Here is a 15,930-nt window from a genome sequence, read left to right on the forward strand (position 1 = left end):
CGCTCTTCCTTAGCTTCGGGGCACAATGCTAATCACATTCATCAAAAAAGTACTGGGGTTGAATGCAGGGTAAATTAAGTGAGATAGACATTCGCAGTATCTTGCAGCTTATTGAGCTAGGTCAACGGACAGGTGGGCTGTTTGTAGAAACCTATGGCGCTACAAACAATGTCAACTCTTCCCGCAAGCTTGACCACGCGACGGGAGAATCTTGGTTTGTTTTTTTCCTCAATGGACAAATTATCTATGCAGGAGAGAGTTGCGGTAATTTAACTCGCTTGCAAGACCATCTCCGTCGTTATAATGTAGACCAATCGCCCTCTTTAACGAACATATCGGCGATCGCCACTATCAACACTCCTGAGTATGGTCATCTCTGGGCACTCCTTGAAAACCGTGTGCTAACAGCCGCCCAAGGGCGCAGCATCATTCAAAGCATGGTGCATGAGACATTATTTGACTTACTGAGTCTCCACCAAGGCTCTTTCATTTTTGAACTTGGTCATGCCCTCTCTCCCCAGTTGACAACCCTAGAAATTAGTTCTCTGGTGGCAAGAATTATGAAGCAGGTGCAGGAGTGGAAACAGTTTCATCCTCATATCCAGTCTCCTGATCAGTGTCCGGCGATCGCTGATGCTAATCAACTTCGCCAGACCCTTAGTGCAAGCGCTCGCACCACGTTGGAGCGGTGGGTAGATGGAAAAACCTCGCTCCGCCAAATGGCACGCTATTTGAACCGAGACATATCAGCCGTCGCCCGTGCTATCTATCCTTACCTTCAGCAAGGTATCGTCCATCTGTCTGCTCCTCCTGCTGAAGACTTTATGCACTCAAACCGAGAACTTCAGCTTCTGCACGAGCATAAAGTTCCTCGCATTGTTTGCATTGACGACGGTCTCGCCCTTCGCAAGACCGTGGAATGCATTCTCGACCAGCAAGGATACGAAGTCACCGCCATCGGTAATCCCCTGAAGGCATTGAGCTTGGTTTTTCAACTCAAACCGACTCTAATTTTGTGCGATATTACAATGCCTGAACTGGATGGCTACGAAATCTGTGCCATGTTAAGGAAGTCTAGCGTTTTCCGAGAGACTCCTATTATTATGTTGACCGGGAAGGATGGCTTTATCGATCGCGTTAAAGCCCGCATGGTAGGGGCAACCGACTACTTAACAAAGCCTTTTGGAGAGGTAGAACTATTGACATTGGTGGAACAATACGTCGGTTTAGGGCAGCGCGATCGCCTCAAGTCGGAAAACTTATTGGCAGAAGATCTTAAAGATGAGTTAGAACTTGAGGTCAGAGGTTCCTTTTCACCGTTTCCCTCACATCGTCGTAGATAAAAAGCGCAAAGTGATGGCGATCGCTGTGAGCAGAACATAATAGTACAAGTTGTTTGGGTGAGGAGAATCATGAGGCAAGGCAGGTTTTTCCCGTCAACCTTAAGGGTAGGTCAAAAGTTATGACTACAGTTTTAGTGGTCGAAGACAGTGTTACACAGCGAGAAATGATTACAGATCTGCTTAGAGGCAGCGGCTTAACTGTGACCATTGCTGGAGATGGAGTAGAAGCACTAGAGAAAATTCAGGGTAACCGTCCGGACTTAGTTGTTTTAGACATTGTCATGCCGAAAATGAATGGTTATGAAGTTTGTCGGCGATTGAAAGCCGATCCTAAAACGCAGAGCGTTCCTGTGGTGATGTGTTCTTCTAAAGGCGAAGAGTTTGATCGGTACTGGGGGATGAAGCAAGGTGCAGATGCTTATATTGCCAAGCCTTTCCAACCTACTGAACTGGTAGGCACAGTCAAGCAACTCTTACGCGGGTAAATTGTTGTAGGGGTAAATACAGTTATTAACTATTAAAACTAATGAAGAGTACATAGACAATCATTAAATGATATGAAACCCCTGGGTACGGGTAGGTTAAAGGGGAATGATATCTAGATATTTTCCGTGGTGTCAGTAGGGCAAAGTCCATGATAGGTAATCCAGATTTTTTGACAGGGATAGGGCAAGATCAAGCTTCTGAGTTTCAGGAACTTGAAAGCCCAGAGGGTGAACTTCATCTGAGATTTTATGTCACATCAGGTGATGAATTTGCCTTGCCTGCCACTGGAATTAGAGAGGTCATCTCTTCTGCACCTGACCGGATCACACCCGTTCCTAATGTTTCTCCTTTGCTTTTGGGTACGCTCAATGTGCGAGGACGCGTGATCTGGGTTGCCGATTTGGGTCAATTTTTAGGGGACTCCACGCCTTTAAGCACCGATCGCCCCGAAATTTCTGTCATTGCCATTGAAGATCAAGACGCAATGTTGGGTCTTGCCATCGATCGAATTATTGGGATGGATTGGCTAGATATTGACACAGTGCAGATGCCAACCAACGTACCAGAGTTGATGGCTCCTTTTCTACGAGGAGAGTGGTCTTTAGAAAGTTCCGACCATCTGCTGAGATTGCTTGATCAAGTAGCGATTTTGCGATCGGCACGATGGGCAGCATAAGCACAGTTTGAGATTTGCACGGGCAGGAGAAGGTAAATGGCATCAAGTACTGGGTACGCACAGGAATATCAACAGGCAGAACGAGCTTACATGCTAGGCAGCTATGATGAGGCTGCCTCAATTATTGATCGGCTCGCAGAGACTTATCCCAGCGATCCAAACGTTTGCCTACTGCGAGGTCACATCTACTGCTATGGGTTACAGCAATACGATGTTGCCCGAGAGCAATATCAATCGGTTCTGGGCTTAACATCTGATGCCGAATATGTTAACTATGCCAATAATGGCTTAGCTTATGCTGATCAATATGGAGTAGAAAATCCCCTAGGTATAGCAGGAGGGGAAGTGGATGATGCATTCGCAGATATTGATGCCGATTTTGTCAGCACTACCGACCCCCATAGTTCTGATTCCTACCGTACTAACAGCGGCAATGGAACAAACCTGTCTCATCAAGAATTAGAAGATTTCGATTTTGCAGATCTAAACGTTGCCCCAACGACTGGATTGGACTGGAACCCTCAGTCTACTGATCCTCTAGACGCACCAGATTCTTCCCCCTTTGCCAATCCCTTTGCAACTTCTGAGCCATTAGGTGAAACAGAATTGCCTCTCCTAGATGAGCCTTTCACGCTGAGTCAGTCTGTAGATGATGAAGACTCTTTTACCCTTAATGCTCAGCCAACACCCGACACTTACACTGCATTCAACAGTGCCTCGGCATTAGATGACTTTAACAACAATTCTGTTACGTCCATGGAGGAATTTGGCTCCCAGTCGCCTTTAAATCCTTCAGATGATGCAACTCTATTTATGGGCTTAGATGATTCTGACTTAGATGGAGACTTAGGACGGGCAGCAAACACTTTTAGTATGTCGGGTAGTATATCTAACGGCATTTCCAGCACCAATCTCTATAACCAAGACGATCGCACATTCATTTCCGAAAACTCTGGGTATGGATTAGATGACCTTGATGACGATTTTCCATCACGCGGAGAGCGTTCTTTTGCTTCAAGCGCTCCCACAACAAGAGCGAACAGCGCTGACTTTTTAGATGAGTTTGACGAGTTTGATGACCTTGGCAGTTTGCCAGAATTCGACCTTTCCGATAATTCTATTGATCTAATTAGTCCCACCGACTCTTCAGAATTTAGCACCTCCAAAGACACTTCTGGAGCATTGAATGGTTCTGGATTTGGCGGCTCAGGGTTCGGATTTAGTGAAAATGTCGATCATTCGACAATTCAGGAAGACGAAATGTTTCCGCTTTCTAGTCATTCTGAGCAAATGCCTAACTTTACCCAGGCAAATACTCGTAACCTTGAACCAGAAGTAAGTGTGGAGCAAGGCTGGATTGCACCCCTGGAAAATTCTTCTCTGTCCTCAAAGAAATGGATTGTTGGTCTGGCTACGGGCGTTGTCTCTGCGATCGTTGTAGCAGGCGTAAGCTATGGGTTTTCAAGTGCAATTCCCAAAGATAAAAAAGCAGTGGTTCAGCCCTACTTGACCATGGCAAGCCTAGCCATGACCGGGGCAGCACTAGTTGTTGGCGGTAGTGTAGCGGGTGTGTTGAGCGGCATGACCACCAAACAAGTGAAGCGGACAGCAGCAGATTTGCAGGCGCAGTTTGAGGCCGTGTCGCAAGGTAATCTTAGTGCCCGAGCCACAGTTTACTCGGAAGACGAATTTGGCTTACTTTCGGTAAGGTTTAATCAGATGGCGAAAACCATCTTAACCAGTACAGGTGAGACTCAACGGAAGGCAGAGGAGCAAGAACAAGCGAAAGAAGACCTGCAACGCCAAGTCATTCGGCTGCTAGATGATGTGGAAGGGGCCGCTAGGGGCGATTTGACTGTGCAGGCAGAAGTGACGGCTGACGTATTAGGAGCCGTTGCAGATTCATTCAACCTAACGATTCAAAACCTCCGAGAGATTGTTCAACAGGTTAAAATGGCAGCCCGCCAGGTCACAAAGGGTTCGACAGAAAACGAGATCTTTGCCCGATCGCTCTCTTCCGATGCTCTGCGACAAGCAGAAGAATTGGCTGTGACCCTTAACTCTGTCCAAGTCATGACCGACTCGATTCAGCGGGTAGCAGAAAGCGCCCGTGAAGCCGAGGAAGTAGCGCGGTCTGCGTCTAGTACTGCTTTGAGAGGCGGTGAAGCGGTAGAACGGACTGTAGCGGGAATTCTACAAATTCGAGAAACGGTTGCAGAAACCACTCGGAAGGTGAAGCGTCTGGCTGAATCTTCTCAAGAGATTTCTAAAATTGTGGCGTTGATTTCGCAGATTGCTTCTCGAACTAACTTGCTGGCACTGAACGCGAGTATCGAGGCGGCAAGAGCAGGTGAGGCAGGACGCGGCTTTGCGATCGTTGCTGACGAAGTGCGGCAGCTTGCCGATCGTGCTGCCAAAGCATCGAAGGAAATTGAACAAATTGTGTTGCAAATTCAGGGTGAAACCGGGTCAGTTATGACCGCAATGGAAGAAGGGACACAGCAAGTGATTGAGGGCACTCGGTTGGCAGAACAAGCCAAGCGATCGCTCGAAGACATCATTCAAGTTTCTAACCGGATCGATGTGCTAGTGCGCTCGATTACATCAGACACCGTGGAGCAAACTGAAACTTCGCGGGCTGTGGCACAGGTCATGCAATCTGTGGAGCTAACGGCTCAGGAAACTTCGCAAGAGGCACAACGAGTTTCTGGCTCTCTGCAAAATCTGGTGGGAGTGGCGCGGGGTCTGCTCTCATCGGTAGAACGGTTTCGAGTTGAGAAAGTTTAGGTTGAACCTTAGACCCTTCGTTTTAGACATTTTATTGCCGTTATCGGGCGATCGCCAAGAGTATTCAGAGGAACACTGCTATGCTGTCGGAACAACAACAGCGGATTATGGGCTACTTCATTGAGGAGGCGAAAGATCACCTCAATACCATTGAGCAGGGGTTGCTGAATCTGCAAGGGACGATTGAAGACCCCGAAATGGTAAATGAGGTTTTTCGAGCCGCCCACTCAGTCAAAGGCGGAGCCGCAATGCTGGGACTAACTAGCATTCAGCAAGCAGCCCATCGTCTAGAGGACTACTTCAAGATTCTCAAAGAGTGTCCAATAGAAATTGACCAAGCCTTAGAAACCCTTTTCCTCAAAATTTTTGATGCGCTGCAAGCCTTGCTTGAACAGTTGCAGGGTCCTTTCGGGTTAACCAACGATAAATCGGCAGAAGTCATGGCAGGTGTAGAGCCTGTTTTTCAAGAATTGAATCGCCGTTTTAGTGGCTTAATCGGTCAGGTGAACAGTACGCTTCTTGAAGACGTGGATTTAAGCATCCTCTCAATAGGACAGCCTGTTTCCGCCCCAGTTGGCGTACCCGCAGCAGAAGAAAGTGCACTCCAACTCATTTTTCAAAGCGAAGTCCCGATTCGACTCCGAGAAATGCTTCAGTTGTTCAAACAAAAAGAGACTACCGATAGCCGACAACAACTTCAAGCGATTTGTTCGGTGTTAGGGCAATACGGTGACCCACTTGATTTACTGGCTTGGTGTAGGTTGCTAGATGATGTTCGCAGAGCGATCGCCAACCCCCAAAATAGCTACCGTGTTCTTGCTCCTGTCATCATTAAAGAAGTCAAGCAGGCTCAAGAATTAGTCTTGTCTGGGCGCTCCACCGAAATTTTGGCGAGTAACAATTTAACAGCACTTCTGCCCCTACAAGATGAATCTAACGTTAATGATCTAGGTTCCGACTTTACAGATTTGTTAGGCTCAATGGAATTGAGCGGCAGCGGCTTTGATGAGCGTGAAGATGTTTTATCGTTTGATGATCTCGATAGATTTGTAGTTCCACTCAATGAATCTTTGAGCGCGATCGCAGTATTCGATCAGACAGATCTTCTGACCAATGACGACTGGTTTAATGATGCCGTTACTCAAGAAGAATCAGGAGGGGAGGCGATAGCACTAGAAATCTCCCCATTTGAGTCAGAATTTAGCCTTAATTTCAACGAAGCCGATTTTGAAACTTCTGCCAATTCAGATTTATCCTTTAATGATCAGCCATCCTCTAAAACCAATTCTTCACTAGACGGTCGATCAGGTCCAGAAGTCGGAATTGCAGAATTAAACAGTTTGGCTGACCTCTTTGAAGGAGAAATGCCTAATCTAGACTTGACATGGCAGTCAGAAGAGTCCGCTGATGACCTTCACGAAACCACCGTTTCTTCTGAGTTAAGAAGTCAGAGTGCCGATAGTGAGTTTTCTGATTTGTTACTGGATAACCTTAATGACCTTGATCTATCTAATGATCTCGTTTTAGATGATTTGGTAGAAGAAGATTTGTCAGAATTGCTTGATAGCCCTTTCCAACCTCAGCAGCAAAGTTCCCTGATGCCCCAAGGGAACCTGATGGTCTCAGACAATCTGTTGCAATTAGCTGCACTATCATCAGATGACCCCTTTCAGGCAGACTGGCTCGATAGCGCCTCGGCACCTGAAACGTCATCTGAAATATCGTTTGATGAGATGGGAACAGGTGTAGGGTTGATTGATCCGCTTGGCACAGTATCGGCTGATGAGCAAATTGCGCTGAATTTGAGTCATGACGGAGCGATCGCCCCCTCTGATCCTCTGTTTGATTTAGCTGGATCTGATCTGCCCAACTTGACCGAGCAACCTGCCTTAGTTGCTTCTGACGACCCATTTACATTAAGCATCGCTCAAACTACCGAGTTTGCTAAGTTAGGTGAGCCTAGCGAGCTTAACAATGATTCGCCTTTCAGTTTTTTTGAAGCAGATTTCTTTGAACAGCCTGCTGAACTTCAGCCAGCAAAAGATTCCGGGTTTCCTCTACTAGCTGAAAAAGCTGATGCGGGTTCAACCACTTTATCTAACGAGGAAATTGCAAATTTTGCTGGTCTCTCTGACACTCCTGAGACTGTCCCAGATTTATTGGTAGAGCAATTAGACTCTACAAACGGCTCTGAACTGTTCTTTGACATGGAATCGTCTGCAAGAGCAGTAGAGGATGTGAGTGCATCAATTCTTGATGAAAAGTTGGAAGAAGGAGGCTTCGAGCTTTCTGCGGCTTCTCAGCCTGTCGAGGCAAAGCTGCTAGAACTTAACTCAGAATCCAGATTAGCAGAGGAAAATGAGTTTACGTTCTTTTCAACAGATCAATCAGATTCACAGACTGATGATGAGATGGAAGCTTTTGAATTGGATAATCTTTGGAATATTTGCTCCGAATCTGAGCAAGCCGTATTGAAGATTGATGAGATAGAAGAGGAGTCTGTAGAAAGCTCACCTAGTTCGTTGAACTTTGACTTACACTCTCAGCCCAATGAAGTTAACTTTTTCAACTTGACTGATAGTTTGACTGACAGTAGCTCAGAAGATTTTCCTACGCTAAACTTCCGCAGTCCAGAGGAAAATGGCGAACTAAACTTTAACAACTTGACCCATTATCCTGAACCTAACTTAGGGCAAATTGCTCAAGATACGGAGATAGATAAGTTGTGGGTTGAAACTACAGCAGAAGGATATGTAGACGATAATACTTTATCCGAAAGCACCATTCCATCTTTAACCAGTGATGCTTGGGAGAATGGTGCAAATGAATGGTTTATGGATGAATCCAATTCACCTCACAATGGAGAATCGGTAAATATCAATATTGGTGATACCTTTGCGAGTGATCGCGACGCTGAAGTTTCAGTTCCTCTTAACCAACTTGAGCCTTCTAAAGCAGAGGAGTTTATCGCTCTAAGTCCCATTCATGCAGCAGATTCAAGAGAGGCTGAGGAGATAGAGAGATTCCCAAATAGCGTTTCAGGCTTCATGCAGGCTCAAGATTCAGCTAACTCGGAGATAGAGGATTTTACAAGATTTGAGTTTGAATTAGAAAGTCCTGAAGGATTTGGGGAAGCAGCGATCGCCGCTCCAATCACCCTAAAGCCCCATGATTCAGCCCAGGATGACTTTGCTGAACTAGACGACTTATTTGTGGAAACCGGAGTTGGGGCGGTTTCAGAATCCTACCCATTTTCACTCGACTTTGGAGAAGGTTTTGATGGAGAGCCTATGGAGCCTATGGAAGCACCGGAGAAACCTGTCTCTTCATCGGCCATCCCCCTCAATCAACCTGCTCAACCCGATGACTTTTCTGACTTAGAAGCCATACTCGGGGAAACAACTCAAACTTCTGCTGAAGTAAATCAAATATTGTTTGAGCCGGAACAAAATAACTTTGATGATTTAGAACTCTTACTAGGTGATGCTCTTCCACCCGCAGCTTCTCCTGTTGTTGAGACAACCCTCAACATGCCAGCTAAAAATGATGAATTTGGTGACCTTGAAGATTTGCTGAAAGATGCGGATCAAACCTTAGCGGGAGGCTCGGTAAGTCGTAAAGCTGCCAACGCTCCTAACCGTCGGTCGAATCGCCGGGGAGTTCTGAGCGATCAGACCATGCGAGTTTCGGTTAAGCATTTAGACAATCTCAACAACCTGGTTGGAGAGATGGTGGTCAACCGGAATAGTCTAGAACAAGCTCAGGAACGTTTACGCCAGTTTCTCGACAATTTGCTTTATCAGGTGCAGCAATTGAGCGATGTGGGTCAGCGGATGCGCGACTTGTACGAGCGATCGCTGCTTGAAAGTTCTTTGCTTTCAACTCGCCGCAGTTATCATCTTAAACCTCAAAGAGATAGTGGCTTTGGAGTAGGGCAGAGTAATTCATCAAACCATGCGACCGGAGAAAGCTTTGATGCGCTAGAGATGGATCGCTTTACTGGGTTCCATACTCTTTCGCAAGAAATGATTGAGTTAATTGTGCGAGTGCGAGAATCGGCTTCTGATATTGATTTTGTAGTGGAAGAAAGCGATCAAGTGACTCGCAACTTCCGGCAAATTACGACCCAGCTTCAAGAAGGCTTGACCCGTGCCCGCATGGTTCCTTTTGCTCAAACGGCTGACCGTTTGCCCAGAGGCGTGAGAGACAATGCTTTGAAGTATGGTAAGCAAGCAGAGTTGCTGGTCGAGGGGCGAGATACTTTGATTGACAAGATGATTATTGAGCATCTCTATGACCCAATGACGCATTTGGTCAATAATGCAGTGGCTCATGGAATCGAAACCGCAGCAGAAAGACTTGCTGCTGGTAAGCCCCCTATGGGCAAGATTGTGCTGCGAACTTTTCACCAAGGAAACCAAACTATTATTTCGGTGAGTGATGATGGGGCAGGCATTGACCAAGAGCGGGTGAAGTCGAAGGCGATCGCCAAAGGGCTAATTACTGCGGCAGAAGCTAAACAAATGTCTCGCATGGACACCTACGACTTACTATTCCATCATGGGTTTAGTACTGCCGACCAAATTGACGATCTCAAAGGGCGAGGTGTGGGTCTTGATGTGGTTCGTAGCAACCTGAATGAAATTCGGGGTGTTATTAGCATCGATTCAACCGTTGGCAAAGGCACAACTTTTACAATCCGTCTACCCCTGACCTTAAGCATCTCTAAAGCCCTCTGCTGTATCAGCAACCGTGCCCGCATTGCTTTCCCTATGGATGGTGTAGAAGACATGCTGGATATCCCTAGAGAAAGAGTGCAGATTGACGCGCAAGGTCGCTCCTGTATCTACTGGCGCGATGCCTTGCTTCCCTTCCAACCCTTAACTGATTTATTGAAACACGGGCGGATCCTGGGTCGAGGTAGCGTGTATGGGGGCAACCAGGAGGACGACATTATTTCAGTGGTTGTCTTGCGTAGCACTGGGAATAACCTGGCGCTTCAGGTCGACCAGGTGCTAGGTGAGCAAGAAATTGTGATTAAGCAGCTAGAAGGCCCTGTTCCTAAACCCATTGGCATTGCAGGAGCAACAGTGATGGGAGATGGGCGAATTATGCCGATCGCGGATGTTTTGGAGTTGATCGATCTGGCAGAAGGGCGAGTTCGCCGAGATGCGGGTAGTTCACTTTGGGAAATGGAAGAGCAGCTTCCTCCAGAAGCCTTTACGGCGAAAACCGAGCCAACGGTTCTCATTGTGGATGACTCGATTACGGTTCGAGAATTACTGTCGATGACGTTTAACAAAGTGGGCTATCGCGTGGAGCAAGCCCGTGACGGACAAGAGGCTTGGGAAAAACTTCGCTCTGGTCTGCCTTGTGACTTGGTATTCTGTGACATTGAGATGCCACGAATGGACGGATTAGAACTACTTTCCCGTCTGCAAAAAGACCCCGGTCTTAGCCACTTACCGATCGCCATGCTGACTTCCAGAGGAGCCGATCGCCATCGCCAAATGGCAGTTCAACTGGGCGCAAAGGGATACTTTACCAAACCGTACCTCGAAGAAGCCTTATTGGATGCTGCTCAGCGAATGCTAAAAGGAGAAGTTTTAGTTACTAAAAGTGCCAATCGCTCTTAATCATTGGAATGCTTAAATCAACAGCGGGTGAAAACCTGATCAGATTTCCACCCACTGTTATTACGCAAATATCTATCACGCAAATATCATTCAATAGTATTCAAAATGATTTAAAGGACTACTGTTAGCTTTTATAAAAGGGTCGCTTCACTACGGTTGCGGGATAAGTTTTGCCTCTTATTTCTACATCCACTAACTGATTGAGTTTTGAAAGATCGCTACGAACATAGCCCAGGGCGATCGGGTAGCCTAAAGTGGGAGAAAGCGTGCCACTCGTCACTGTTCCTACAGGTTCTCCTTCATAAAAAATTGGGTAGTCATGGCGGGCAATATTGCGTCCTTCCATTTTCAACCCAACTAACCGCCGAGAAACTCCGGATTGTTTCTGTGCCTCTAAACCCGATCGCCCAATAAAATCACCCTTTCGGTCAAGATGCACCACCCAGCCTAGCCCAGCTTCTAACGGAGTCGTCTGCTCATTAATATCCTGTCCATAAAGCGCCATAGCAGCTTCAAGCCGCAAAGTATCGCGTGCGCCAAGCCCACAGGGAAGAACATTTTGAGAAATAAGCGATCGCCACAACTCTACCCCAACTTCCGGGGCAACCATCACCTCAAACCCGTCTTCGCCCGTGTACCCCGTCCGAGCCAAAAAACCAAGTTCTCCTAAGACAGTCCCATCCAAGTGACCAAACCGTTTAACAGCCGATAAATCTTCCTTCACAAATTTTTGAAGAGCTTGTACAGATTCAGGACCCTGAATTGCGATTAGCGTTTGCGTGAGAGAAAGATCTTGGAAATGAATTTGTGATAAATCCAGATGAGCCTGTAGCCAATCTCTATCCTTAGAAGCGGTAGACGCATTCACAATGGTGGTGATGCGTTCTTCCCCCACTTTATTGATACCTTGATAATAAATAATTAGGTCGTCAATAATGCCTGCACTGGGGTTTAGTAGAACTGTGTATTGGGCTTCGCCAGGTTGTAAGCGGCTCAAATCAGATGGAACAAGATATTGGATCTGCTCAATAAGGTTATGACCGCTCAAAACAAACTTGCCCATGTGTGAAATATCGAATAAACCTACTTGCTGTCGAACTGCCTGATGCTCTTTGCTAATGCCGCTATATTGAACTGGCATTTCCCACCCCGAGAACGGTACCATCCTGGCGCTAAGTTCAAGATGAAGCAAATGAAGCGGAGTATAAAAAGGGATTTTAGGATAAGACATTGCCAGGGAGGATGAAGAACGCTAGGGATTCGAGAAGGTATTAATTTGCCCACCGCCGATAGAACGCCCTGGAGCCGCACGAGGAACAGAAAAAGGAGCGGGCACGAGAGAAGATGGAGCAGATGAGGGTTGAACCTTAGGATAATTAGGTTGTCCTGTAGAGTGGGACGGTTGACCCTCATCATAGAACTGTCCGGGCGCAGCAGGATTAATTTGTGGGGTTATTTGTCCTGGAATAGGCTGAAGATTAATGTTGAAGGAAGACGGTCTAACACTAGGAGTCGGAGTCTGTAAGGTTAAAGGCAAGGTGTATCCTGTTGTGCCTGGAGAAGGCGAGATCTGAGGCGAAAATTGAGGACTGGGCAATCTTTGGGGTGATGAGTCTGGCTGCCCTGGAAAATTTTGACCTGTAGAGCCTTCTGTCTCTGAAAGCTCTGGAAGCTCTGAGTCTTCAGTGCTACGCGCGGCTGAGGATTGAGCCAGGGGGCGGACAGAAGAAAGTTGGGATTGCTCTTCAGTAGAAGAATATCGTTCTAGAGCAGACTGAAGTGGATTGATAGCAGTAGAGCTATTAGTAGAGGAGGCACTGCTGCTAATGGCTACGCCATTAGAGAGGGGAATAGCAAGTCCTGTTGCGGAACCTGGCGAATAGACACTAGGTAGTTGGTCTGGAGAGCGATCGCGCCAACTCTCGGCGGAATAAGGCGTTGAAAACAATGGAGATTGCGATCGCCCAGGTTTATCTTTTGAGGCAGCAGTGGAGGGTCGAGCTAGCAAGAATTCTTGAAAAAGTGGAGATTTGGGACTATCACTCTGAGAAGATTGGGGGCTTGAACGGGTCTGGAGCGGCACAGTAGAGACATCGGAGAGTGTCTCAAAGAGTTCACTATTGCTAGCTGCCGTATTTTGGGTAGGCAGATTGCCTAAAGGGTTTTGATTAGGAGGATGAGATGCAGTACCAGGGTCATTGCTGCCCGTATATTGCTGTGGATTTGCCAAATACTCTCCGACTAAGAAGACTGATAAAATCAATCCAGAAGCCGTAGCCCAGACTGTAGGACGTTTTAGGATAGTTAAGCGGGCTTTGAGGTAGCGAAGGGAAGCGGGGGTCTGCTTGAAAGCTGGCATATTTTATCCCTCCGGTTCTGCGGGCGTTTACACAAGTTTAGCGAATGAGAATTATTAAGCCGATCGAGTTATCGCGACGAACGAACCAAAAGCAACCCTGCGGCGATCAGACCGAACAGGTTGGGAAGCCACCCTCCTAAAACTGGAGAAATGTACCCCAGCTGAGCGAGCGACCCAAATACGATCGTTAATAAATAGTACCCAAAAATAATCCCCAAGCTAATGGCAAACCCGGTAGCTCGACCTGCCCGTTCTAGGTGAGAACCCAACGCAGCGCCTACTAACCCAAAAGCAATACAGACAAAGGGGAGGGCATACTTTTGCTGTATCCGGACTTGAAGCTTGCGGATTTGATCATCACTACCGCCTTGCTTAAGGAGATCTAGATAGCCTGACGCCTCAGCAATGTTCATCTCATCGTAGTTTCGCTTACGAGTAGCGAGGTCGAGGGGCGCGCGCGGTAGCTTGAGTTGTTGGTTGTCAAAGGTGACGATATTGCGGAAAGCACCATCTGTTGAAACGATATAGATGGTGCCATTCGAGAAGTCCCAGAGGCTCTGCTGACTGTTCCACTGGGCAGATTTAGCGCTCACAATCTGCTCCAAGCCTTCTTGAGAAAAGTCGAGGATCGTGAGGCCTTGCATTCGTTCGCCGTCAAACTTTTTGGCATAGAAGAGGCGTGATAGGGCTTGTTCACTTTCGCCGTTAGGAAGAGTAATTTTTTTGTACTCTTCGTAGCGAATATTTCGTTCACTGAAAGGAGGATTGTCTTCTTGTAGCGCTTCCGCCAAAGTGATAGCAGATTGATAGTTGGCGGCTGGAACAATAAGTTCGTTGAAGGCAAAGGTAATTCCAGTAATGAGACAGCAAATGCCTAAGGCAGGCAGAACCATGCGGTAAACGCTAACGCCACAAGCTTTGAGGGCAGTGAGTTCGCTATCGCTGGAGAGGCGGCTATAGGTCATGAGCGTTGCCAACAGGGTTGCCATGGGGAAGGAATACGCGACAAACTGAGGAAACCTGAGGAAGAAAATTTTGGCGGCGATCGCAAATGACAGCCCCGACTCAGTAATCTTACGAATCAAATCAAATAACGCATCAACCGAAACGCCTAGCGACGAAAAAACGCCGACTCCAAACAAAAATGGCAAGATTAGCTCGATCGCTAAATATCGATCCATCACTGAGAATTTTAAAAAGTTTCTCAGGATTTGGAACGGGGATGGATTGTGTTGGGGACTGCGTTTAAAAGAGCTAATAGCCATATTGAGGAATCAAGATAAAACGTCGCTAGAGGTGAAAGCCATCGCCTAAATAATGTTGACGCACAAGGGGATTGGCATAAAGCTCCTCACTGCTACCTGATGCCAGGATTTGTCCGTCGCGCATGATGTAGCCGCGATCGGTAATTTCCAAAGTTTCGCGAACGTTGTGATCGGTGATTAGAATACCCATTTGGCGATCGCGCAACCGCCCAATAATTTCTTGAATTTCGGTGACAGCGATCGGGTCAATTCCAGCAAAAGGTTCATCCAAAAACAAAAACTTAGGGCCGTCTACCCCAGCAGCTAGCGCTCTAGCGATCTCGGTTCGCCGCCGTTCGCCGCCTGATACGCGAATTCCTAAAGTGGACGCAACTTTTTCTAACCGAAATTCTTTGAGGAGATAGTGTAGGCGCTCTTGACACTTTTCGGCGGGCACTTGGGTTTGTTGAAGAACCAGCAAGATATTATCTTTAACGCTCAAATGTCGAAAAATACTAGGTTCTTGAGCCAGGTAGCCAATCCCAAGCCGCGCTCGCTCAAAAATCGGCATTGCAGTGATATCGCGATCGTTAAGCCAAACTTTTCCCTGATCTGGCTTCTCTAGCCCTGTGGCGATGTAAAACGTAGAAGTTTTGCCTGCTCCATTAGGCCCCAGCAATCCTACGACCTCTCCCATTGCCACAGAGAGATGAACGCGATTGACAACAACGCGCTTCCCATAGGATTTGTGGATGTTCTCCAATACAATTTTCAAGGAATTGCTCAAGGGTACGTGAGTCCTAGCATAGGCTGGTATCAATTTTACCAGAGGGTGACGTGATCCATGCGCTTTAAGGGTTTGGAGGACTAAAAGGAGTCTTAAATTCTGGCTTAGGATTAAAGGTTGGCTGTCCCGTTGGCGCTGTTCCAGCGGGATTAGTATCTTGGATAATGTAGATGGATTGAACTTGCTGACCTGCAGCAGGCAATGCTACAAAACGTCCCTCATTAACCAGATAGGTAATGGTTTCACCTCGTAAGCTATTGCCTGCTTGCAAAACGTAAACATTGCCACTGAGAACGATGCGTCCCTCACGACTGTAATACTGTGCCTGAACAGAGGTTGCCTGAATTTGGCGAGCAGGATAGTTAATTTGGACATTGCCCCGAGCAGTGATAACCCCCGTGATTGAGTTGGCTTCAGTCGTATCGGCATCTAGCCGAAGGCGCTGAGTGTCGGTGGGCGCTACTGTAGGCGCTTGGGCAAGGGCAGAGGAGATGGGAACGGAAGGGACTGTCCCAACCAGTACCAGGCTCAAGCCTATCGCCAGTCCAAACTGACGCGATCGATTGTTATGGGTAAGTTGCACAGGCAGCATGATCAGGACTTGGGGTGAGG

10 protein-coding genes are annotated in these 15,930 nt (G+C 47.2%); 5 read left to right on the forward strand and 5 right to left on the reverse strand.

The genetic code is table 11. The annotated features are described in order from the left end of the window. The first annotated feature begins 62 nt into the window (after window positions 1–62). The 5 genes from KME11_18540 to KME11_18560 all read left to right on the forward strand — a co-directional run bounded on the left by KME11_18540 (window position 63) and on the right by KME11_18560 (window position 10,928). A complete protein-coding gene (locus tag KME11_18540) occupies window positions 63–1,343 on the forward strand; it encodes a response regulator (GenBank protein MBW4517209.1) in 1,281 nt (426 codons plus the stop codon). Window positions 1,344–1,462: 119 nt separating this feature from the next. Further along, complete coding sequence (locus KME11_18545; GenBank protein MBW4517210.1) at window positions 1,463–1,828, forward strand: response regulator; 366 nt, start codon at window positions 1,463–1,465, stop codon at window positions 1,826–1,828. Between the two features lie 149 nt (window positions 1,829–1,977). Continuing rightward, window positions 1,978–2,505, forward strand: coding sequence for a chemotaxis protein CheW (locus tag KME11_18550; GenBank protein ID MBW4517211.1), 528 nt, complete (start codon window positions 1,978–1,980; stop codon window positions 2,503–2,505). A gap of 36 nt (window positions 2,506–2,541) precedes the next feature. Continuing rightward, window positions 2,542–5,292: a HAMP domain-containing protein gene (locus tag KME11_18555; GenBank protein ID MBW4517212.1), complete on the forward strand. Its 2,751-nt coding sequence runs from the start codon at window positions 2,542–2,544 to the stop codon at window positions 5,290–5,292. Between the two features lie 80 nt (window positions 5,293–5,372). Continuing rightward, window positions 5,373–10,928 carry a response regulator gene (locus KME11_18560; protein MBW4517213.1) on the forward strand — a complete coding sequence of 1,852 codons (5,556 nt, stop codon included), beginning with the start codon at window positions 5,373–5,375 and terminating at the stop codon, window positions 10,926–10,928. A gap of 124 nt (window positions 10,929–11,052) precedes the next feature. On the opposite strand, the gene gcvT is transcribed toward KME11_18560, so the two are convergent. The 5 genes from gcvT to KME11_18585 all read right to left on the reverse strand — a co-directional run bounded on the left by gcvT (window position 11,053) and on the right by KME11_18585 (window position 15,910). Beyond that, window positions 11,053–12,159, reverse strand: coding sequence for a glycine cleavage system aminomethyltransferase GcvT (gcvT, locus tag KME11_18565; GenBank protein MBW4517214.1), 1,107 nt, complete (start codon window positions 12,157–12,159; stop codon window positions 11,053–11,055). 21 nt (window positions 12,160–12,180) lie between these two features. Then, complete coding sequence (locus KME11_18570) at window positions 12,181–13,287, reverse strand: hypothetical protein (GenBank protein ID MBW4517215.1); 1,107 nt, start codon at window positions 13,285–13,287, stop codon at window positions 12,181–12,183. A gap of 68 nt (window positions 13,288–13,355) precedes the next feature. Further along, window positions 13,356–14,468 carry an LptF/LptG family permease gene (locus tag KME11_18575; GenBank protein ID MBW4517216.1) on the reverse strand — a complete coding sequence of 371 codons (1,113 nt, stop codon included), beginning with the start codon at window positions 14,466–14,468 and terminating at the stop codon, window positions 13,356–13,358. A 109-nt stretch (window positions 14,469–14,577) separates the two neighbouring features. After that, window positions 14,578–15,306: an LPS export ABC transporter ATP-binding protein gene (gene lptB, locus KME11_18580; GenBank protein MBW4517217.1), complete on the reverse strand. Its 729-nt coding sequence runs from the start codon at window positions 15,304–15,306 to the stop codon at window positions 14,578–14,580. Between the two features lie 76 nt (window positions 15,307–15,382). Next, window positions 15,383–15,910, reverse strand: coding sequence for a hypothetical protein (locus tag KME11_18585; protein ID MBW4517218.1), 528 nt, complete (start codon window positions 15,908–15,910; stop codon window positions 15,383–15,385). Window positions 15,911–15,930: the final 20 nt, after the last annotated feature.

The organism is Timaviella obliquedivisa GSE-PSE-MK23-08B (assembly GCA_019358855.1).
Lineage (GTDB): Bacteria > Cyanobacteriota > Cyanobacteriia > Elainellales > Elainellaceae > Timaviella > Timaviella obliquedivisa.